The organism is Bacillus sp. AY18-3, from assembly GCF_008042305.1.
In the GTDB taxonomy this organism is placed as follows: Bacteria; Bacillota; Bacilli; order Bacillales; family Bacillaceae_G; genus Bacillus_A; species Bacillus_A wiedmannii.
Genome location: NZ_QKQR01000027.1, coordinates 53208 through 75492 on the forward strand (window position 1 = coordinate 53208; position 22285 = coordinate 75492).

The 22285-nt window shown below is 36.3% G+C and carries 26 protein-coding genes; 5 read left to right on the forward strand and 21 right to left on the reverse strand.

From position 1 onward, the window contains the following. Positions 1–22 precede the first annotated feature (22 nt). The 7 genes from grpE to gpr all read right to left on the reverse strand — a co-directional run bounded on the left by grpE (position 23) and on the right by gpr (position 7079). A complete protein-coding gene (gene grpE / locus DM800_RS21380; RefSeq protein ID WP_000392716.1) occupies positions 23–589 on the reverse strand; it encodes a nucleotide exchange factor GrpE in 567 nt (188 codons plus the stop codon). A gap of 114 nt (positions 590–703) precedes the next feature. Continuing rightward, positions 704–1720 carry a heat-inducible transcriptional repressor HrcA gene (gene hrcA, locus DM800_RS21385; RefSeq protein ID WP_000954947.1) on the reverse strand — a complete coding sequence of 339 codons (1017 nt, stop codon included), beginning with the start codon at positions 1718–1720 and terminating at the stop codon, positions 704–706. A 133-nt stretch (positions 1721–1853) separates the two neighbouring features. Further along, entirely contained in the window at positions 1854–2993 is a 1140-nt protein-coding gene (gene hemW / locus DM800_RS21390) for a radical SAM family heme chaperone HemW (protein ID WP_000249446.1), read from the reverse strand. A gap of 51 nt (positions 2994–3044) precedes the next feature. Continuing rightward, positions 3045–3419 (reverse strand): winged helix-turn-helix transcriptional regulator, encoded by a 375-nt coding sequence (locus tag DM800_RS21395; protein ID WP_001293536.1) that lies wholly within the window; start codon positions 3417–3419, stop codon positions 3045–3047. A gap of 160 nt (positions 3420–3579) precedes the next feature. Further along, a complete protein-coding gene (gene lepA / locus DM800_RS21400; protein ID WP_001030960.1) occupies positions 3580–5403 on the reverse strand; it encodes an elongation factor 4 in 1824 nt (607 codons plus the stop codon). Between the two features lie 210 nt (positions 5404–5613). Continuing rightward, positions 5614–5979, reverse strand: coding sequence for a YqxA family protein (locus tag DM800_RS21405; protein ID WP_002107663.1), 366 nt, complete (start codon positions 5977–5979; stop codon positions 5614–5616). Next, entirely contained in the window at positions 5976–7079 is a 1104-nt protein-coding gene (gene gpr / locus DM800_RS21410; RefSeq protein ID WP_000662625.1) for a GPR endopeptidase, read from the reverse strand. The genes DM800_RS21405 and gpr overlap by 4 nt, the downstream gene beginning before the upstream one ends. 181 nt (positions 7080–7260) lie before the next feature. On the opposite strand from gpr, the gene rpsT reads away from it, so the two are divergent. Then, positions 7261–7518 carry a 30S ribosomal protein S20 gene (rpsT, locus tag DM800_RS21415; RefSeq protein ID WP_001274014.1) on the forward strand — a complete coding sequence of 86 codons (258 nt, stop codon included), beginning with the start codon at positions 7261–7263 and terminating at the stop codon, positions 7516–7518. Between the two features lie 81 nt (positions 7519–7599). Here the strand turns inward: rpsT and holA are convergent, their stop codons facing one another. Continuing rightward, a complete protein-coding gene (holA, locus tag DM800_RS21420) occupies positions 7600–8610 on the reverse strand; it encodes a DNA polymerase III subunit delta (protein ID WP_001279932.1) in 1011 nt (336 codons plus the stop codon). A 345-nt stretch (positions 8611–8955) separates the two neighbouring features. Here holA and DM800_RS21425 point away from each other — a divergent pair, with 345 nt between their 5' ends. After that, positions 8956–9090: a YqzM family protein gene (locus DM800_RS21425; protein ID WP_000997609.1), complete on the forward strand. Its 135-nt coding sequence runs from the start codon at positions 8956–8958 to the stop codon at positions 9088–9090. 29 nt (positions 9091–9119) lie between these two features. Here DM800_RS21425 and DM800_RS21430 read toward each other — a convergent pair whose 3' ends face one another. From DM800_RS21430 to DM800_RS21440, 3 genes are all read right to left on the reverse strand, one after another. After that, positions 9120–11438, reverse strand: a complete 2319-nt coding sequence (locus DM800_RS21430) for a DNA internalization-related competence protein ComEC/Rec2 (protein WP_147787554.1) — start codon at positions 11436–11438, stop codon at positions 9120–9122. A gap of 13 nt (positions 11439–11451) precedes the next feature. Continuing rightward, positions 11452–12009 carry a ComE operon protein 2 gene (locus tag DM800_RS21435; protein WP_000439780.1) on the reverse strand — a complete coding sequence of 186 codons (558 nt, stop codon included), beginning with the start codon at positions 12007–12009 and terminating at the stop codon, positions 11452–11454. Positions 12010–12072: 63 nt separating this feature from the next. Next, positions 12073–12672 carry a helix-hairpin-helix domain-containing protein gene (locus DM800_RS21440; protein WP_000989940.1) on the reverse strand — a complete coding sequence of 200 codons (600 nt, stop codon included), beginning with the start codon at positions 12670–12672 and terminating at the stop codon, positions 12073–12075. Positions 12673–12749: 77 nt separating this feature from the next. Here DM800_RS21440 and comER point away from each other — a divergent pair, with 77 nt between their 5' ends. Further along, positions 12750–13577, forward strand: coding sequence for a late competence protein ComER (comER, locus tag DM800_RS21445; RefSeq protein ID WP_001020561.1), 828 nt, complete (start codon positions 12750–12752; stop codon positions 13575–13577). A gap of 171 nt (positions 13578–13748) precedes the next feature. Here comER and DM800_RS21450 read toward each other — a convergent pair whose 3' ends face one another. From DM800_RS21450 to DM800_RS21485, 8 genes are all read right to left on the reverse strand, one after another. Beyond that, positions 13749–14498 carry a class I SAM-dependent methyltransferase gene (locus DM800_RS21450; RefSeq protein WP_000873071.1) on the reverse strand — a complete coding sequence of 250 codons (750 nt, stop codon included), beginning with the start codon at positions 14496–14498 and terminating at the stop codon, positions 13749–13751. After that, complete coding sequence (gene rsfS, locus DM800_RS21455; RefSeq protein WP_000653202.1) at positions 14495–14851, reverse strand: ribosome silencing factor; 357 nt, start codon at positions 14849–14851, stop codon at positions 14495–14497. Before rsfS ends, DM800_RS21450 begins: the two co-directional genes overlap by 4 nt. Continuing rightward, positions 14848–15417, reverse strand: coding sequence for a bis(5'-nucleosyl)-tetraphosphatase (symmetrical) YqeK (gene yqeK, locus DM800_RS21460; protein ID WP_001078361.1), 570 nt, complete (start codon positions 15415–15417; stop codon positions 14848–14850). The genes rsfS and yqeK overlap by 4 nt, the downstream gene beginning before the upstream one ends. Further along, a complete protein-coding gene (nadD, locus tag DM800_RS21465) occupies positions 15407–15976 on the reverse strand; it encodes a nicotinate-nucleotide adenylyltransferase (protein ID WP_001226041.1) in 570 nt (189 codons plus the stop codon). Before nadD ends, yqeK begins: the two co-directional genes overlap by 11 nt. Positions 15977–16106: 130 nt before the next feature. Beyond that, positions 16107–16409, reverse strand: a complete 303-nt coding sequence (gene yhbY / locus DM800_RS21470; RefSeq protein ID WP_000955225.1) for a ribosome assembly RNA-binding protein YhbY — start codon at positions 16407–16409, stop codon at positions 16107–16109. 5 nt (positions 16410–16414) lie between these two features. Next, entirely contained in the window at positions 16415–17248 is an 834-nt protein-coding gene (gene aroE, locus DM800_RS21475) for a shikimate dehydrogenase (protein ID WP_000812092.1), read from the reverse strand. Positions 17249–17263: 15 nt separating this feature from the next. Continuing rightward, positions 17264–18370 carry a ribosome biogenesis GTPase YqeH gene (gene yqeH / locus DM800_RS21480; RefSeq protein WP_000140797.1) on the reverse strand — a complete coding sequence of 369 codons (1107 nt, stop codon included), beginning with the start codon at positions 18368–18370 and terminating at the stop codon, positions 17264–17266. Between the two features lie 3 nt (positions 18371–18373). Then, a complete protein-coding gene (locus tag DM800_RS21485; RefSeq protein ID WP_000765308.1) occupies positions 18374–18886 on the reverse strand; it encodes a YqeG family HAD IIIA-type phosphatase in 513 nt (170 codons plus the stop codon). Positions 18887–19133: 247 nt separating this feature from the next. On the opposite strand from DM800_RS21485, the gene sda reads away from it, so the two are divergent. After that, a complete protein-coding gene (gene sda / locus DM800_RS21490) occupies positions 19134–19289 on the forward strand; it encodes a sporulation histidine kinase inhibitor Sda (protein ID WP_000853283.1) in 156 nt (51 codons plus the stop codon). Between the two features lie 148 nt (positions 19290–19437). On the opposite strand, the gene DM800_RS21495 is transcribed toward sda, so the two are convergent. Together DM800_RS21495 and sigK are read right to left on the reverse strand one after the other, a co-directional pair. After that, positions 19438–20226: a phosphatidylserine decarboxylase gene (locus DM800_RS21495; RefSeq protein ID WP_088123419.1), complete on the reverse strand. Its 789-nt coding sequence runs from the start codon at positions 20224–20226 to the stop codon at positions 19438–19440. A gap of 290 nt (positions 20227–20516) precedes the next feature. Then, positions 20517–21230 (reverse strand): RNA polymerase sporulation sigma factor SigK, encoded by a 714-nt coding sequence (gene sigK / locus DM800_RS21500; protein WP_000051382.1) that lies wholly within the window; start codon positions 21228–21230, stop codon positions 20517–20519. 185 nt (positions 21231–21415) lie between these two features. Here sigK and DM800_RS21505 point away from each other — a divergent pair, with 185 nt between their 5' ends. Next, on the forward strand, positions 21416–22282 hold the full coding sequence (locus DM800_RS21505) for a hypothetical protein (protein ID WP_147787555.1): 867 nt from the start codon (positions 21416–21418) through the stop codon (positions 22280–22282). Positions 22283–22285: the final 3 nt, after the last annotated feature.

The window sequence follows — 22285 nt, forward strand, 5'->3', positions numbered from 1 at the left end:
AATCCTCCTACTTTTATGTAAATTATTGATTTACTTTTACCATTGATGGGCGAATCACACGGTCTTTTAGTTTATAACCTTTTTGGAATTCTTCAACTACCGCGTTTGATTCAAATTCACTATCTTCCACTTGCATAATAGCTTGGTGTTCATTAGGATCAAACTGTTTACCAACAGCTTCAATCGCTTCAACGCCTTCTTTAGTCAACGCTTCTAGCAATTGACGATGCACCATTTCCATACCTTGTAACAAGGATTTCGTTTGCTCATCAGTTGCTTCCACTTGCATCGCTCTTTCAAAATTATCAAGAGCTGGCAAAATATCTGAAACTAGACTTTGTGCTCTATATTTTTCAGCAGCCTGTTTATCCATTTGGACACGACGCTTATAATTTTCAAAATCAGCTTGTAGACGTAATGTGCGACCTTCCGTTTCCGTTAGCTTCGCTTGTAACTCATCTACTTTTTCTTGTAAAAGAGCAGCCTCACTTTTTTCTTCTACAGTTTTTTCACTGTTTTCTGTCGTGACAGCTTCTTCAACTTGCGCTTCTTTTACTTCTTCTACCACTTGTTCGTTACGCTCTTCCACAATATTCACCTCCTTAAAAGGTATTAGGTATTATGCTGAACACAATTCCTTAAGCATTATATATTACACACAGCAATGAAAATTTCATTACTTGAGCGAATGTATTACTCTCATTTACTTTTTAAGTCCATCAGTAAATTGTCTCGTAAATAACTGTAACAAACTAATTACCCGAGAGTATTGCATTCTTGTCGGACCTAAAATAGCAATTGTTCCAAGCTGTTCTTCTCCAATCGAATATGTTGCAGAAATTAAACTACAATCTTCCATGGCCGTCGCAGAGTTTTCCCTACCAATGTTCACTTGAATACCTACTTGTTTATGACGCAAAATGTCATAAAACTCGGCTTCATTATCAATCATCGTCAGCAAGGATCTTACTTTGTGAATGTCATGGAACTCTGGTTGCGAGAGCATATTTGCTTTGCCTCCAAAGTATATCTTTTCCGATAAAGGAACTTGAAATGTACCATCTAACATTTTTATTGCACTATCGTAATTATGAACATATCCACGTAAAACTGTAACAATCTCTTTAAAGATTTTGTTATGCAGTTCTGCCATTGGTACACCCGACAGCTTTTCATTTAAAATATTAACCATTTTTTCTAAATCTGATAAATCAACAGATTCCGGAACGGTAATCGTTTTGCTTTGTACATGCCCTGTATCAGTTACAATAATAGCGACTGCAGTTTGACGATCAAGCGGTACAATTTGTACGTTTTTAAGTTTATTTGTGCTTAACTTCGGTCCAAGAACAATGGCCGTATAATTCGTAAGCTCTGATAAAATTTGAGCCGATTGCTGTGCAATCTTTTCCGCTTCAAAAATTCTTTCAGCAAATAAATCTTTAATTTGTACAATTTCATCGTTCGGTAAGTTTTGCGGCGCTAAAAGATGGTCTACATAAAAACGATATCCTTTTTCAGAAGGAACACGTCCTGAAGAACTATGCGTTTTCTCAATAAATCCTAGTTCCTCTAAATCAGCCATTTCATTTCGAATAGTAGCTGAACTAAACGTAATTTCATCTTTCTTAGCCAACGTCCTCGACCCAACAGGTTGCGCTGATCCAATAAAGTCATCAATAATTGTTTGTAAAATTAAGAGCTGACGTTCCGTAAGCATCTCATCATCACCTCTGTTAGCACTCTTTGTCTTCGAGTGCTAAATCTATTAATAACTTACCAAAATTGACATTCAATTGTCAACGGAAACGTCACGAAATAATGAAACTTTTTCACGTTTATGGAACATTTAATTAGTCAATCAAAAATGATTGGAATACTTCATTCCCTAATAATTTTCCTTTTCGCGTTAAACGAACATATCCATCTTTCTCTTCAAGCAATCCTTGTTCTTGATTTTTTTGCAACTGCTTCGCGAAAACTTGATTCATCTCCATATTAAATTTCTTTTGAAACAATATTTTAGATACACCTTGTGTTTTTCGAAGTCCTAAGAACAACTCTTCTTCCATTCTTTCTTTCTCCGTCACCGCGTGAACATCTAAATACGGAAATCCAGTTTCATCGATTTTATTGAAATATTGCTTGAGCGGCCCTACATTTTGAATACGTTCTCCATTTACATAACTATGCGCTCCAGCTCCAAATCCATAATACTCCTCATTATTCCAGTATGTGAGATTGTGTCTACTTTCATTATCACCTTTTGAGAAATTGCTAATTTCATACTGGCTATAGCCGTGTTTCTCCATTTCATCCATTACCATTTCATACATTTTTGCTTCATGATCTTCACCTGGAAGTCTTAATTTCCCTTTATTCATTAAGTTATAAAACACAGTTTTCGGTTCCACAATTAATGAATATGCTGAGAAATGTTGTACACCAAGCGTAAAAGCAATGTCTAATGTTTCTTTTACATCTTCTATCGTCTGCCCTGGCAGAGCATAAATAATATCTACATTTATATTTTTAAAGCCCACTTCCTGCGCTTCTCTAATTGCTACAAATGCATCTTCCCTCGTATGCTTACGCCCAATTTTCTCAAGCAACTCATCCCGAAATGTTTGCACACCAAAACTAATTCGGTTCACTCCACCTTCTAGCAATACATTTAACTTCTCTTTTGGTAAATCACCTGGATTCGCTTCAAATGTTAATTCACAATTTGGAGCAAACGGACGTAAGCGACGGTTTATAATATCTAGTAACTTTTTTGTCTGTTCCATATTTAACGCTGTCGGAGTTCCTCCACCAACAAAAATCGTTTTCATACTATCAAACGGTACTTTTTGAACTGTATTTATTATTTCTTTCTCTAAATACTCTAAATATTGATCGACCGGTTGGCGTTCAATAAACACTTTATTAAAATCACAATAGTGACAAATATGCTGACAAAATGGAATATGAATATATGCAGCTTGAACCAAATATAACTCCTACCTTTCTAAAAAGAAAACCTCCGCACTCCGGAGGAATCTTCACTTCTCTAACGTATTACGAATTTGTTCCATTCGCATTTTTCCCCAATCATACATCATTTCAACGATCGGTAAAAGCGACATGCCTAATTCCGTCATATAATACTCTACTCGCGGAGGAATTTCTGGGTATACTGTTCGGTCAACAATCCCATCTTCCATTAACTCTTTTAATTGGTTCGACAAAACTTTATGAGAAATGCTTGGGAATAATCGTTGTAATTCACTAAAACGATGAGGCCCTTCCACACCAAGATGCCACAGTATCACAACTTTCCACTTCCCGCTAATAATAGAAAGCGTCAATTCCTTTTCACAATTAAAATTGCCATTTTGTATTTTTTCGTGAATATCTTTTCGAATATTTTCGGACATTAATAGTCTCCTAACTCTATATCAATCATTCATAAATATAGCCACCTCACTATTGTAAATGAGAGAAGCTACGTTGTCTAAAAAGTAATTATACATAAAAAAGAAGCCGTATAAACGACTTCTTTTTTTATCTCAATCCGCATGAAATAACAATCAATTATTAGTTGTCATCCATTTTCAGTACAGCCATGAATGCTTCTTGCGGTACTTCTACAGAACCAACAGACTTCATACGTTTTTTACCTTCTTTTTGCTTATCAAGAAGTTTACGCTTACGAGAAATGTCACCACCGTAACATTTCGCAAGTACGTTTTTACGCATCGCCTTAATTGTAGAACGTGCTACAACCTTGTTTCCGATAGTCGCCTGAATTGGTACTTCGAACTGTTGTCTTGGAATTAATTCTTTTAATTTCTCTACGATTACTTTACCACGATCATACGCTGAATCACGGTGTACGATAAATGATAGAGCATCGACTTGTTCGTTATTTAAAAGAATATCCATTTTCACAAGTTTCGATGGTTTGTAGCCAATTAACTCGTAGTCAAACGATGCATATCCTTTCGTATTTGATTTCAACTGATCGAAGAAGTCATATACGATTTCTGATAACGGGATTTCGTATGTTAGTGTAACACGTGTTTCATCTAAATATTGCATATCAATAAACGTTCCACGTTTACCTTGGCAAATTTCCATTACAGCTCCAACATAGTCATTCGGAACCATAATTGAAGCCTTCACAAACGGCTCTTCTACACGATCAATAGACTGTGGATCTGGCATATTAGATGGATTATCAACAATAACATCTTCACCGTTCGTTAAATAAACTTTATAAATAACGCTTGGTGCTGTTGTAATTAAATCGATTTTAAATTCACGTTCAATACGTTCTTGAATGATTTCCATGTGAAGAAGTCCTAAGAAACCACAACGGAAACCAAATCCTAGTGCTTGAGATGTTTCTGGTTCAAACTCAAGAGCAGAATCGTTTAACTCTAATTTTTCTAACGCATCACGTAAGTCGTTGTAACGTGCAGAATCGATTGGATATAAACCACAGAATACCATCGGGTTTAATTTACGATAACCTGCTAACGCCTCTGCAGCCGGACGTTTTGCATGTGTGATTGTATCACCTACGCGTGTATCACCTACGTTTTTAATAGATGCTGCTAAGAAACCTACATCACCTACTGTTAACTCGTCACGTTGCGTTGTTTTCGGTGTAAACACACCTACTTCTGTTACTTCAAATTCTTTTCCAGTTGCCATCATACGTACTTTATCGCCAACTTTTACCGTTCCATTTACAACACGGATATATGCAATTACACCGCGGTACGGGTCATATAAAGAATCGAAAATCATACATTGTAAAGGCTCTTCTGAATCCCCTGTTGGAGCTGGTACCTTTTCAACGATTTGTTCTAAAATATCTTCAATACCAATACCAGCTTTCGCTGAAGCAAGTACAGCTTCCGATGCATCTAAACCAATTACATCTTCTACCTCTTGACGTACACGTTCTGGGTCCGCACTTGGTAAGTCGATCTTATTAATAACTGGTAATATTTCTAAATTATTATCAAGCGCTAAATATACGTTCGCTAATGTTTGCGCCTCAATCCCTTGTGCTGCATCCACAACAAGAATCGCACCTTCACAAGCCGCTAAACTACGAGATACTTCGTACGTAAAGTCGACGTGTCCTGGAGTATCGATTAAGTGAAGAATATACTCTTCACCGTCTTTCGCTTTATACGTTAGTTGTACTGCATTTAATTTAATTGTAATACCGCGCTCACGCTCTAAATCCATAGAGTCAAGCAATTGAGCTTTCATTTCACGTTGTGTTAACGCGTTTGTTTTCTCTAAAATACGGTCTGCTAACGTTGATTTTCCGTGGTCAATATGAGCAATGATAGAGAAATTACGGATTTTGGACTGTCTTTTTGCTCTTTCTTCTTTGTTCATCTATGTTCTCAACTCCTAATAGTCTCGCCAATATACACTAGCACTGATTATATCAATAGAGCAGCAAAGATTCAATGAAAACTCGTGCTGCTTACAATACAAATCATTCTATCTATATCTTATGCGAACAAACCATAAGAGACAAACCTTTTTCAAATTTAAAAACGGCTGTCGTACAAAATGGTAAGACAACCGTTCTTCCTGCTACCCTTAACTAAAAATCTCTCTCACTTTCCCAACAACTATATCCGTTCCGAACTTTGTTACTTCATAAGTAGCACTTGCTATTGCCATACCAATTCCTTCTACAACATTAAAGCTTTTTAAGCTTTCTAATTGTTTTTGTTTTTCAGCAACGGAAAACGAACTTCCCAAAATTTCTGATTCAGCACCCGCACCCTCTGTTCCTGTCATATGAGCGATTTGTTCATACGACATTTGCTGATAACCTTTCATACTTTTCAAACCATGATTAGCAAGTGCCACCCCTGCTATTATCATAAGTAAACATAAGGCCGCACTACATATACATAAAAGCGAAAAACGGCTTAAACGATTATCGTCTCTTCCCATCAATGTGTATATGCTCCTGTATTATCTTGGTCAATTTGATGATGCAAGGCTGCATTTAAACCACTCGCTATTACATTCGCCATATCCTCTATGAAAGCATCCACTTCTTTCGGAGTCACCATTAAATTATGACCAAGAGGAGATAACACTTCATAAATTAATTTTCTCTTCTCTTCATCTTCCAGTGTACCTACAGCACCTAAAAACATATTCCGACTCTTTTCATCCGGCATATCTTCTTCTGTTAATTTTTTCTTTTCTCCAAATGTAAAACCGGCTGGCAACAAAGAACGGGAAGGTTTGTTTCCTTCTTTCATCTCCCGTCCAAAATGTTTCAAAATAAAATCAATTGTATCGCTTGTAATCGAAACTGCATCAACCACAGTCGGAACACCAATCGCGATAACAGGAATACCCAATGTCTCTTTACTAAGTTCCTTACGCTTATTCCCAACACCCGATCCAGGATGAATTCCCGTATCAGAAATTTGTATCGTACTATTTACTCGTTCAATAGAGCGGGCAGCTAATGCATCAATTGCAATGACAAAGTCTGGCTTCGTCTTCTCAATGATTCCATAAATGACATCGCTCGTTTCGATTCCTGTAATTCCCATTACCCCCGGCCGAATTGCACTAACAGGCCTAAACCCTTCTTCTACACTTTCAGGCTGCAATTGAAACAAATGTCTCGTTACTAATACATTTTCTACAACGATTGGTCCAAGCGCATCTGGCGTTACATTCCAATTCCCAAGACCAACAATTAAACAACTCGCTTCTTTCGTAACGCCAACCTCTTCTAAGAAATAAGAAAATTCTTTTGCAAAAATGCGCTCTACTTTTTGTTGCAGTTCCGTATCTTGTTGACGTATGCCTTGTACTTCAAGCGTTAAATAACTCCCAGGTTTTTTACCCATCGATTCAGAGGCAATTTCATCAATCGTTACTTTTGTAATGGTAATACCTTCTTCTTCCCTCTCTTTGACAATAACTCCTTGTATCCCTTTTTGCTCTTCTTGACTCTCTTGCAGCATTTCATGTGCCTCTACAGCAAGGTCCGTTCTAACACTATATTTACTTAAATCTAATGGTTCTTTCATCGTATCTCCTCCGTAATTCATAGTAAATATCGTTAGATTTCCCAAAGTTATATAAGGTCATTCTTTCCTTTACGTGAAATTTCATTGATATACTATTGCAATTCTCTTCACCGTTTGATAGAATATCACTTGTTCTATGTTAAGAATCGAGTCATTCGATTGCACCAGGGAGGTGAAAAGTATGGCAAACATCAAATCTGCTATCAAACGCGCTAAACTTAGCGAAGAGCGTCGTTCACATAACGCTTCTATCAAGTCTGACATGCGTTCTGCTGTTAAAACTGTAGAAGCTTTAGTTACTAATAACGATCTTGAAAATGCTAAAGAAGCTTTCAAAACTGCTTCTAAAAAACTTGACAAAGCAGCTCGTAAAGGTCTTATCCACCAAAACGCTGCAGCTCGTCAAAAATCTCGCTTAGCGAAACAAGTAAACGCGTAAGGCGTTTAAAAAACGATCCATTTGGATCGTTTTTTTATATACAAAAAGTTCACGTGCTAAGCACGTGAACTTTTTGTTTCATCACATATGATTTAACCGCATTAAGAAAAACTCAAGTACAAGTTTCTTATCCATTTTTCCAGTCTTCATACTATAATCAGCTTCCGCTAATTCTATAATCACTTTTTTTAATTCTTCAAAAGAGAAAAACTTCGTTTGATTCATCGCTAACTTTACACGATATGGATGCACACCAATATGAGACGCAATTTGATTTTGTCCATAACCACGTTGCTGTAACTCTTTCACTTGATAGAGCAAGCGGAATTGACTTACTAATAACGCAAGCAGTTTAATTGGTTCCTCTTGCTGCGTAAATAATCCATCCAAAATTTGCATCGCACCCGCGATATCTTTTTTTACCACTTTTTCTGTCAAAGCAAACACATTTTGTTCAACCGATTTTGGCACAAGCTCCCCAACGAGTTTCGGTGTAATCTCTCCGCCCATACCGACGTATAACGTTAACTTGTCCATTTCCTTCGCCAACATCGTTACATTACTTCCCACAAGCTCTAACAACAAACTAACAGCTGCATTATCTATATGCACATGCACTTCATCTGCACGAGCAACAATCCACTTCTGAACATCCTGCACTTGCATCGCATTCGCTTCTACTACATCCGCTGTTTTCTTTAATAGTTTTGTAATTTTTTTTCGTTCATCAAGTTTTTCGTAAGGCGCAACAAAAACAAGAATAGAAAATGGAGAAGGCTCCCCAATATATTCTTCTAAAATTTTTATATTTTGCTCTAATTTTTCTTTTTGTGAAGTTAAAAATAGTGGTGATTTTATTAATATCACTTTACGTTCCCCGAAAAAAGGAAGTGTACGTGCATCCTCAACCACATCTTCTAAATACGCTTCTTCTAAATCATATGTCACAACATTAAACTCGCGATCTTCCTCTTCAAGCGCTTCTGTTGTAATAAGCTTTATCGTTTCATTTATAAAAAACGCTTCCGTTCCATACAGTAAATACACTGGAGCAAACTGCTTCTTTTTAATCTTTTTATGTATATCACTCATACTTTTTCCTACTCCCTAACTTGGCAATATATATTTATACTAATGCCCTAGCTTTCGTTTTACAAGTACAAAGGAACAGGCTTTATGACCCGTTCCTTTATTTATATTAAACGCCACGCAATAAGCCCCGGGTTTCTTATTGGTGTGCGGTAATCACCTTCCCTTTATTATTCACAATAAAAATTCGAGTATAAGTGCCAACTGTTAACATGCTTGGAAACAAAAAACTCGCGTTCCTTAATGATCTAAAGTAGTAAAAACGCTCGATTTCTCTTCACATGGAAATTGTAGATTTTTTTCTGACAATATTTTATACTAAAGTGGAATGTTGGGGAGGGATTCTAAATGAATGATTTTGAACAGAACGTTCAAAGTAAACGCAATGACGCTATTGATTCAGGGGTAGGATTTATCGTCTCATTTGGTTTTTTCGCAACACTTTTCATCATTGCAACTGTTATTAAATTTATCGGTTCTTAAAGACTGCTGCTTACTGGCAGTCTTCTTTTTTATCTATCATGTGTTTCATCATATGTGATTTTGCTACGAAAGGTTCCGTGTTCCACTTTAAAAACATAGGAAATAGCGCCTTGCTTATCCGTACGCCATATTTCAATCCCCATCTTCTCCAAACGCTCTATCACTTCCTTATGAGGATGCCCATACCTATTACGCTCACCGACAGAAATAATCGCTACATCAGGCTGTACAGCGCTCAAAAAAGGCACTATAGATGACGTATTACTCCCATGATGAGCAACCTTTAAAACATCCGCCCGTAAATCTGGATACGTAGCTATTAAAAATTTCTCTCCTTCTTCTTCTAAATCACCTGTAAACAGCCACGTTGCCCCTCCTAATTTTGCCCATATTACAATTGAAGCATTATTTTCACTTCTCGCTTTTCCTGTTGGAGCTAACACAAAAAATTCCGCTTCATTTACGCTCCAACTCTCTCCTTCCCCCACTTCACTTATTTTCACTTCCTTTTCTAATGCCTGTTTCTTTAATACTTTTTCTAATACCGCATCTTGTTCTTTTCGGCCAAATACAACTTCTTTTACGGTTATATTTGATAATAACTCTTGCGCAGCACCTATATGATCCGCATCTCCATGCGTTACAATTAATTTATCAATTGTTTTAATCCCTTCCTTTTGTAAATAAGGGATTAAAATATCATTTCCAACAGAAAATTCATGCTTTTTCCGTTGCCATTCTTCCTTATTTGCACGCATTGTGCCACCAGTATCAATGAGGTAAATCTCTTTATCGTACGGGAGGCGAATTAAAATTGCGTCTCCCTGTCCAACATCAAGAAATGTAACACTCCCACTTTCTCGAAAATACGGATATACATAATGACATGTACAAACGAAAAAAAATATACCCGAAGCTACGAACATAATTTTCTTCGACACCCGCCTTTCCCAAACCATCAATATACTAACAATACTCGCGTAATATAGAGCTACAAGAAGTATAGGTGTTTGCCCGAAAACAAGGCGGATAAACGGTAAATTTTCACAATAACTTAGAAAATCATTAGAAAGATTCAAACCTATTGATAGTACATTCGCAAGTCCTTTTGCAAGAAACGGGACGATCGGTATACATACCAAAACGATAATACTACACGGCAATACAATAAGAGATAAAAACGGAACGTATAGGATATTAAGAAAAATACTATATGGAGAAAAATAACCGAAGTGATATAACAAAATCGGAGTACTAACGAGTTGTGAGATAAAAGAAATATAAATGGAATTTCGGATTACTCCATTGCTACTATCTAGTAAAAGCGGGGCTGACAAAAGCAAGGCGAAACTACCAACGAACGAAAACTGAAAGCCAATATTAAAAACAAGATACGGATCAAATATAAGCATACATATAGCTGTAACGCTTAAAGCATCTAAGCTAGATAAACGAATAGAACATATGAAAGCAATCAACATCAAAACTCCTGTTATAGAAGCTCTTATAACAGACGGTGATGCTCCTGCTAAAATCATATATAGAGGAATGCAAAAGATAAGACATACTGTCGCTATCTCCCTCGTCACACCACTTCTTAGCAAAATAAAATACACAATTACCATTAACAATACGATATGCGATCCTGAAATCGCCAACAAATGTACAAGACCAAATTGCTGATATTGCTCTTCAACTTCAAATGTCATTTGTTGTCTATCACCAAATACTAATGCATTCATAAAAGCACCTGATTGCTCCGGAAACATTTCTGTAACGCCCGAGATTGCTTGCTGTCTCAAAAGAAGAATCCATTGCACGAGTGACAACGATGTTTTTTGGCATTCAGAAATATGTATAGCCTCCAATATGAAATGAATATTTTGCTTATACAAATAATCACGATAATTAAAACCATGAAAGTTCCGAGCTATTGGTGGTTCTTTCCTCTCACCTTCGAATACACATGATACTCCTGCATGTAATTGTCGCAGTTGTTTCTTTTCCAAGGCCGATTTAATTTTGTAACTTAACTGCACTATATTTTTATTCTGATCTTCAACTTGAAATGTTAGGCGATCCCCGTTAATAAGAGGTGTATTTTGTATTAGCCCCCTTGTAACTTCGTAAGACTCTCCTAGAGGCTTGTTTTGCCCTTGAATATACGTAGTGTACATAGCGCCACTAAAACACGCTAACATACAAAAAAAGAAGGTTTTACGCGAAGTACGGTATAAACAATAGAAAACATACAAAACGAGACAACACAGCAATAAAACTGAAGTGGAAAAGGCAATTGCAATCCCTATGATAAATGAGATTGCAACATAACCCCATTGTCCATACAACTATACTCACTCCTTATAGCATCATTTTTGCTTTCGTGAATACATGCTGTAATTCTTCCATTGATAAGTTTTCTTTTTCTAAAGATGCAAATAGTTCTTTTAACTCCATATGACGCTTTTGATCCTCTAATGCTGCAATATTATATTCTAGCGGAACGTGTTTCACTGTTACATCCGCTTTTTCAAATAACTCTACGGCATATGGATGATTTTTATAATCCTGCGCATAATAAACTGCTGTAATACCACTTTGAATAATCGCCTTACAGCATTGTAAACAAGGGAAATGCGTAACATAAATTTCCGCTTCCTCCGTTTTCACACCGAATTTTGCACACTGTAATAAAGCATTCATTTCTGCGTGAATTGTACGAACACAATGATTATCAATAACGTAACATCCATCATCTATACAATGTACGCCACCTTTAATTGAACCATTATATCCACCAGCAATAATTCGTTTATCACGAACGATTGTCGCTCCTACTGCAAGCCTTGTACATGTACTACGTAAAGATAGCAGATGGCTTTGCGTCATAAAATATTGATCCCATGAAATTCGTTCCATATTTTTCACCTACTTTTTTGTCTACTTGTAGTGTAGCGAATGAAGAAAAACTTCGTCAATCTTTTACGGAATAATAATTTGATCTTTTATTCTTTCCAATGACTTCACACCGATCCCATCAATCTCCAACAAATCTTCTATTTTCTGAAAAGGACCATGTTCTTCTCGATATTTCAAAATACTTTCTGCTTTCCGAGAACCAATGCCTGTAATTTTTTCAAGTTGTTCTTTAGAAGCTGCATTTATTTGAACTTTCCCCTCCCCCTTTGCAATAGCAGCTACCTCTTGCACTTGTTCGTTTTCATTCGGTACATAAAGGATCATTTGGTCTTGTACCATTTGTGCTAAATTTACCTTCTTCCTATCTGCCTCAGGTAAAAAACCACCTGCCTTTTCAATAGCATCCTTGACCCGGTCCCCTTCTTTCATTTCATACACCCCCTCTTTAACAACAGCCCCTTTCATATCAATTACAATTATTTTTTTCTGCTGCTTTGTATCCGATATTTTCGGTTTACTTTTCTTCTCTAGCTCTTTCGCTTGAACATCCGTTGCAATGACCGTTCGCTCTGTATGCTGGTTCGTTTTCCAAAAAAGAAGAAAAAGTACAGTTCCAATAATAGCTACTAATCCTAACCATTTCTTTGGAAAATCCCACATCATTTTACACCTCTAATCATAAATTTATAACATCATTCATATTGTTTAGGAGAAAGCTGTTACGAAGGAGGGATGAAACATTGAACATAGGAATTATAGGGACAGGGAACATGGGGAATATACTAATCGACGCATTTTTAGAAACCCGTGCTGTCAAACCTTCGTGCCTTACAATGATTAATCGAACGCCCGCCAAAGCATATCATATAAAGGAAAAACACCCTTCTGTTCATATCGCCAAAACTATCGATGAGGTAATCGAACGATCACATCTTATTTTTATTTGCGTAAAGCCGATAGATATATACCCGATCCTACAAAAATACGCTGAACATTTTTCTGATGAAAAGTGCTTAGTTTCTATCACAAGTCCAATATCTCCGTCACAATTAGAGACGCTTGTACCTTGCCACATTGCACGTATCATTCCGAGCATTACAAACCGCGCCCTGTCTGGCGCATCACTATTTACATTTGGAAGTAAATGCTCTGAAGAGTGGCAACAAAAGCTATTTCGCCTATTCAAAAACATTTCTACTCCTCTTATGATAGAAGAAGATATAACGCGCGTTTCATCTGATATAGCAAGCTGCGGCCCTGCATTCTTTAGTTATTTATTACAATGTTTCATTAACGCTGCTGTAGATAAAACAAATATTACACATGAAGAAGCCACTACTTTAGTAAGTGAAATGGTCGTTGGAATGGGGAAACTACTTGAAAAAGAGATTTTCACATTGCCTACTTTACAAGAAAAAGTATGTGTTAAAGGCGGCGTTACAGGAGAAGGCATTCGTGTTTTAGAAGAACATGTTGGGGATATGTTTCATAAATTAATTGAGCGGACACACGAGAAATTTGATGAAGATTTAAAATGCGTCGATCAGCAATTCAATAAACACACATAATAAATACGTCATCGTCATTCCAAATCCTTTTTATAAATACTTACTTTTTTACATTACATTTTCACCTAAACTAGTATTTTCACACTTCACGTATATCATCTTCTTATTATGCTAGAACTAAAATTACAACTTCTTTACAAAACAAAAGCAACCTTCTCGGTTGCTTTTGTTTTATCCGTTTTTCTTCGCCATGAAGAAAATACGCTCTGTTTGTTCTGTAACTTCAAGTCGCTCAAAATCACCAGTGACGCGAAGCACGGTAAAACCAGCTTCTTCAAGCCATGTCGTTAACTCTTCGACCTGATATGCACGTTGCACGTGACATTCGTCAAAACGATGGTACACATCTTCTTCTGGGTCTTGAACAAAGAATGTTAAATCATGTTCTACACTATTTGATTCTTCACCAGGGAAGCAATTCCAAATAAGAGATATTTCTTCTCCATTCACTGTGTATGTTTCATTTTGAAATACATGATGTATTTTATATAAAGAATGTACATCAAATAAAAACAAACCATCTTGACGTAAATGGTGAAACACTCTTCGAAATGTTTCTTGCACTCCATCTTCTTGCAATACATAGTTTAATGAATCACAAAAGATCGTTACACAGTCAAACTCACCTGGAACGTCAAGCTCTCGCATGTCTTGTTGGTAAAAAGGAATAAAGTATCCTTCTCCGCCTAGTTTTTGCTGAGCGACCGTTAACATCTCTTCTGAAAGATCGACACCGATTAAATCGTAACCCTTTTGTACAAGCGGAAGTGTTACATTACCAGTACCGCATGCTACATCAAGAATCTTCGCCTCTTTCATATCCGCTTGCTGTAAACTCTCCTCTGTGAATTCCACCCATTTATCATAAGGAACATCATTCATTAGTTCGTCGTACAACAATGCAAATTGTTCGTATTTCATTGGTCTAGCTCGTCTGTAATATCCTCACGTGGCACATCGCCCCAAAGACGCTCTAAATTATAGTGATTACGCTCATCTTTATGGAATACATGAGCAACTACATCTCCAAGGTCAACTAGTACCCAGCGTGCTTCGTCAAAACCTTCCATACGTTGTACGTCGATTTCAAACTCATGTGCTTTTGATTTAATTTCACGCGCAATTGCTTGCACTTGCTTATCTGAGTTACCGTGACAAATAATGAAATAATCTGCAATTGGTGAAATACCTTGCATATTTAGGACAACCATATCTTCTGCTCTCTTATCATCAGCCGCTTTTGCTGCTAATACTAATAAATCTTTATCTTTCATTTACTAATTTCCTCCTTGATAACTGCGTTGTATGTTTGGAATGTTAATGGATAAATCGTTTGATTTTTTTCCATTAAAAATTGAATTGTTCGCTTTAACGCAAATAATAAAGCTTGATTTATATCCTTATATGCGAGTTTACGAGCTTCCTCCACCCCTGGAAACTTTCGCCCAGGCTCAATGTAATCAGCTACATAAATTACTTTATCTAACATCGTCATTTTCTCATGACCACTTGTATGATATGTAATAGCTTGCAGGATTTCAGGATCCGTAATGCCTACTTCTTTTTCTACTAAGTATGCCCCAACAGGTGCATGCCATAACTCTTTGTTATAACAAAGTAAATCTTTCGGCAAATCTTCACTTTTAATAATCTCTTCCATCTCAGAAATCGCTCTACACTTCGCATAATCATGGAATATAGCTGCAACTTCAGCCTTTTTTTCATCCACACCGTATAACTTAGCAAGTTCAATTGCTGTCTCCATTACACCTATTGTGTGTATATAACGTTTTTCATGCATTTGTTGTTTGACAATATGAAGTGCTTTCTCACGATTCATACAACCCATTCCTCTCGATATACACCTGTACTTTTTCGGGAAGTAAATATTTACATGTTCTCTTCTCTTTATATCTCTCACGCAATAAAGATGAAGAAACTGCAAACTCCGGAATTTCCACAGTGGTGATAGGATAAGGCGTACGCAATGTATAACCAGGTCTTGCAACCCCAACAAACGTCACAAGATCGAGTAACGCTTCAATGTTATACCACTTCGGTAAATACTCAACCATATCTCCACCAATAATAAAGTGAAACTGCACATCCGGATACTTCTTCGTCAATTGTAACATAGTGTCATACGTATAAGATGGGCCCTTTCTGCTTAGCTCTTCTAAACAAATAGAAAAATGTTCCTCCGCCTCAGTCGCAAGCTCTAACATTTGTAAGCGATTTTCTACACTTGTAATATTCCGTCCTTGTTTATGTGGTGGAATTTGGTTCGGTAAGAACCATACTTCTTCTAAATTCAAAGCGTGATATACTTCATTTGCAATTAGCAAATGCCCATAATGTGGCGGATCAAATGTACCGCCAATGATGCCAATTTTTCTCAAAAGAAACGCCCCTTCCTTTTACCTACAGTAACTCTCTTCATTCCTATCCGAAGAGAGTTCACTGTTAATAAAAGTTCAATTGGTTTCGCTCTCTACATCATTACGCACTAACGATAAAAAATAGCATATGCTATTCTTTTGATCGCGGAAGTTTAATTTGTTTATTTTCTCTAGATTCTTTGTATAAAACGATTGTACTTCCAATTACTTGAACGATTTCAGCACGTGCGCCTTTTGCAAGTTCTTCTGCAACTTCACGACGATCGAATTCACAGTTTTGTAGCACACTTACTTTAAATAGTTCACGAACTTCTAAAGTATCTGCGATTTGTTTAATCATATTTTCATTTACTCCGCCTTTTCCTACTTGAAAAATTGGTGTTAAATGATGTGCTTGTGCACGTAAAAATCTTTTTTGTTTTCCTGTTAACATATATGTTAGCCTCCAAGCTTTCTTATAACTAATTGTTTCATTCTATCGATATTCGGTACACGCCCTGTCCACATTTCAAATGCAAGTGCACCTTGATAGACAAACATATCAATACCATTTTGAATCATTGCACCTTGCTCTTTTGCCTCACATAAAATTTTCGTTTCAAATGGATTATAAATTATATCTGATACAATCGTCCCTTTTTTTAACGAAGAAATTTGTAATGGCGTATATTCGACGCGTGGATGCATACCTATCGTTGTCGTCTGAATGATAATATCATAATTTCCTTGTTCTTCTGTTGCTTTTTCTAGCGATAAAGCAACAGAATTAACAGTAGCCGTACATGCAGCAATAAGTTCTTTCGCCTTATCTGCTGTACGATTAGCTACATCAATCTCTTTCACACCTACATCAGCAAGAGAAAAATAAATAGCTCGACTAGCACCACCTGCGCCAAGCAATAAAATACGTTTCTCCTGAAGTGGTTCACTACTAATTGACTGCAGCGCTCGGACAAAACCAATTCCATCTGTATTGTAGCCAATCAATTTTCCATCCTTATGAACCACTGTATTTACTGCACCAATTTGTTTTGCTAGCGGGTCAATCTCATCCAAATAATCCATAATAGCAACTTTGTGCGGCGTTGTTACATTAAATCCTGAAATACCTAATGCTTTTAAACCTCTTACTGCTTCCCCTAGCACTTCCTCTTTAACAAGAAATGCATGATAATGGGCATCCATATTCAAGTGTTCAAATGCATCGTTATGCATAACTGGCGATAATGAATGTCCAATTGGATTTCCGATTACACCATATAATTGTTTCATAAATCCCTCTCCATATTAAATTAAAGATTTACGTAGCGAAACACTTACTCCTTTTGGTACGTGTGCAACAATTTTTGCTCCCGATTCGTTTACCGTAACCCATCCTAATCCAGAGAATACAACATCCGTTTTTGGTTCACGAATATTAAATTCGTATTTCACTAACTCTGGCATATTTTCTAATTCTTCTGGTGTTGGCGGGCTTAGTAAATCCCCAGCATGATTTTTATACAATTCATCTGCTTTCTCAAGCTTTGTACGATGGATTGTTAAACGATTCGAGAAGTGACAAGTAAATGCACGACGACCACCACTTACATAATCAAAACGTGCCAATCCACTGAAGAATAGTGTTTGTTCTTCATTTAATTGGAACACCATTGGCTTAATTTCTTTTGTTGGTGTAATAAGCTTTAAGCTTTCTTTTCCAACATAATGAGCCATTTGATGGTGGTTAATAATACCTGGCGTATCATATAAAGAAGATTCTTCGTCTAACGGAATATCAATTAAATCAAGTGTTGTTCCTGGGAAATGAGATGTTGTAATTACATTTTCAGTCTCATCACTAAATTCTTTAATCATACGATTAATAAATGTTGATTTTCCTACATTCGTACATCCAACAACGTAAACATCTTTTCCGCCGCGGTAATACTCAATAGCATCTGCCAACTCAGCAATCCCTTGTCCCTTTGCTGCACTAATTAAAAAGACATCTTCTGGCTTTAATCCTAGCTGCTTTGCACTATAGCGCATCCAATGCTTTACTTTATCATGTTTTACTGACTTAGGAATTAAATCAGCTTTATTTCCAACAAGTAATACTTTATTATTTCCCACGAAACGATGTAGGCCAGGTAACCAGCTACCATTAAAATCAAAAATATCTACAATTTTAACTACTAACGCATCCGATTTTCCAATTCCATTTAGAATACGTAGGAAGTCATCATCTGTTAATGATACATCTTGAATTTCGTTATAATGTTTCAAGCGAAAACAGCGTTGACAAATTACTTGTTCTTTCTCTAAAGATGAGGTAGGAGCATATCCCACTTCGTTTTTATCTTCTGTTTGAATTTCTACACCGCAACCAATACACTTAATTGTTTCAGTCAAACTTTATTCCTCCCAGTTAATTAAACCTTTTTTCTTCATATTTCTCATAATTCTTCGTTCAATTTTTCGATTAAAGCGCGTTACTAATCCGTCCGTTTGTGCTACCGGTACAACTAAAATTGTATGAAGTCCCACTCGGTTTCCACCTAAAACATCCGTTAGTAACTGATCTCCAATTACTACAACTTCATCTGGTTGCAGGTGCATCTCTTGTATCGCACGCTTAAACGCGCGAACAAATGGTTTACGCGCACTATGAATAAATGGAATACCTAATGGATCAGCAAAGTCTTTCACACGTTGCTCATTATTATTTGAAACGACCGTTACTTGAATACCTTGCTCTTTCATTTTCAAAAACCATTCTTCAAGTTGTGGCGTTGCATTTGGACGATCCCATTCAATTAACGTGTTATCTAAATCAGTAATGACACCTTTAATTCCACGTTTTTTCAAATCTTCTGGTTGAACATGATATACATTTTTCACATATTCATTTGGTAAAAATAGCTTCAATTTCTTTCACCTCTTTGAGGAGTTTTCATAAAAATTTTTCGACAACATATTTCGATATATGACCTGTGGATAAAATTGTACACATTTTCCACATTAATTTTTCAGTCAATTTGGAATTTACTAACAATCTATACACATTTTATCCACCTAGGTATGTGGATAACCACTCGTTTGTGACTGTCATATTTTTTTGGTACATTAAATGCAACAACGAATCAATCCTTAAATTATTAGGAGGTGACTCACCTTGAAAACAAAATATATGGAACAGTTGTCTACTGAGTTACTCACTGAGTCTTATTATAAAGCAAAAGAACTAAAATTAAATCCCGACTTCATTTTACTTATAAAACAAGAAATGATTAGACGCTCATTAGAGGACAAGCTTGTCAAATCGTCTTGATTACATATAAAGTGAAATTTTAATGAGCTAACTTGTAAAAAGAGCCATCCTGCGATGGCTCTCGAATAAACAAGTACTCCCATCTAGGGAATTTCATCATTAAGCATCTTTGTCCATAACTCTTGCTTACAGTTATAAAATGTTTTCTTTACTTATGAGCCGAACGAGTAGCAATTTTTTTACCAAGACGAAGCTCTTGTCCACTCTTCAATTCCTGCACTACTTCTATCATATCTTTTTCAAACAATAACACAACTGTTGAGCCAAATGTAAAGTATGCCATTTCTTCACCTTTTTGAACAGTGTCTCTTTCATGCAACAGCTCAATACTATTAACAAACATAGCCCCTACTTTTACAAGTGCCATATGTTCACCGTCACTATTTACTTCTGTAACAGAGCGATAATTTTTTGACAATGGCTCTTTCCCATATTCCATACCAGCTGCATTTACCGGATATGACTTTCTACCAAGTACAAACCTTTCAGTCACAGAACCAGAAAGCGGACTATGAATACGATGATAATGACTTGGGCTTAAATAAATAACCATGTATGTACCACCTGCATATCGCTTTGCACGTTCTTCATTACCTAGCATATCCACGATTGAATAACGCTTACCTTTAATATCAAATGTTTTTGTGTCCTCAATAGGACCGTGATCAGCAAAAACACCATCAACAGGACTAACGATACTCGATGCATCTGTATCAACACTACGCTTTCCTTCTTTTAGCTTACGCGTAAATAATTCATGCAATGTTCTATATTCCTTCAAACCCTTTTCCATCTCATCTTGGTTAATTTGAAAAACTTTCGCATACGATGGAATAATGATAGAGCTCAAACGAGATTGTGCAAATTTACGTAATATATAAGAAGTAAAACGACCATTTGTAAGTTCGATCATAAGTCGATATAATGTACGTCGCAAATTGCGAAACCTCCTAATCAGTCTATAACTTTAGCTTCCCCTTCTTTTCCTTCTATATCATATGTAAAATTGGTTCTTATTCCCACATATCATATAGAACTGTTTCATTATACATGCGGAAAACTAAGTATGGTATTATTCTTAAATTGTTTAGCACCCTCTAATATTACAGATAGAATCCGTCATTTTCAACAGTGAACATAGATTTCTTCTGAACACAACTCTTTTTCTTTCCTTATTTACAAAAAGAAAAGCAGCCCATTTTAAAATATGGCTGCTTGCAATGTACATTATTCTTTCGCTTTTTTCTCTTTCTCAGCTCTTACAAATTCATGGAACATTTTCATTAAAGCGCGCTTTTCAATTCTTGATACGTAGCTTCTGGAAATACCAAGTGCCTTCGCAATCTCTCGTTGCGTTTTCTCCTTATCAAGCCCCAGTCCAAAACGCTTCACGATTACTTCTTTCTCTCGTTCGTCTAAAATATCGATATACTCTTTAATCTTTTCTAACTCCATACTAAGCTGAATCATATCAATTACATCTTCAGACTCTGATTTTAATATATCGATAAGCGATATTTCATTCCCCTCTTTATCTTGCCCGATTGGATCATGAAGTGAAACGTCTTTTTTCGTTTTTTTCAGTACACGTAAATGCATTAAAATTTCATTTTCAATACAGCGTGCTGCATACGTCGCAAGTTTTGTGCCTTTTCCTGCCGAATAGCTCTCGATCGCTTTAATGAGCCCAATTGTACCAATTGAAATTAAATCTTCTGCATCTTCCCCTGTGTTTTCAAATTTTTTAACGATATGAGCTACAAGCCGTAAATTATGTTCAATTAACAGATTTCTCGCTTGAGCATCACCTTGCTCCATTAACTCTAAGTACTTTCTCTCATCGTCTGATGATAACGGCTGCGGAAACGCATTATTCTTCACATAAGAAACAAAGACAAACACTTCTCGAACCATATATCCAATTGCGGCGAATAGACTCAAACCTTTCACCTCCGCCAAAATAGTGGTCTTTACTATGTGTATGTGGGCGTGAGGTTGTTTGTGTCTGTACTAAGCAAATATAGAACCCTTAACTTATTGGAGAACTAAATGAACCCTATCGCTTTAATTATATTTTCATTATATTATAATTTACAAAGTGCAAAAAATTAGAAAGAGGTGTTTTCATGCCATACTCCACTGTAAAAATCAGAAACTCTATCGTACTCATTTTATCACTCTTCCTACTTTCAGCCTGTGAACAACAAAATACAAATACACAAACTGATAACAACAAAAAGGAAACTGTGACAACAAAAGATAACACAAACACCGAAAACAAGAACAAACCCGAAGAACAGGAAAAAGCTAAAAATCAAACAAAAACTAAAAACCAAGCAATGCCTGAAGATCCAGTAAAACCTGAAGAACAGACAAAAATTAAAGAAAAACAAAACAACGCTGCAAATATAAACATAACAGCAAGCAAGGCTAAAGAAATCCTCATCCGAAAATTAGGAACATTAGATGAAAATGAAGTTACATACAATCTTCTACCTAGTGAAAGCTCGGCAAAAAATAAAATTAATAATAAACTGGGTACTGATTACTATACTTTCACGCCTCAATTTGATAATTATCGTGCTGATTTCACCTTTTCTGTTCATAAACAAACAGGAGAAATTATTGTTAATGGGAGTGACGGTAGCACATTAACTGAATCAGAATTTAAAAATACACAAGAAAATCAACAAGTTAATAAACAAACTGGGAAACAATCGAATGAACCAATAAACAAACCCGCCGATATTACTACATTCACAAGTGAGGATGCCATAAAAATCTTAGAAAAAACGATGGGACCTCAAACAGCTCAACTACACTATGGCGCCACAACTGAACCTATCGGAATAATCAACGGAATTAAACTATACGATGTTTTCTATGCACGTGGAGAGGGCGAGCGCCAACGCGTTTACAACTTTGCAGTAGGTTCGGATGGAAATATATATGATTGGTATGAAGCTCAAAAAGGCGTACTTAAAATCCACTAATAT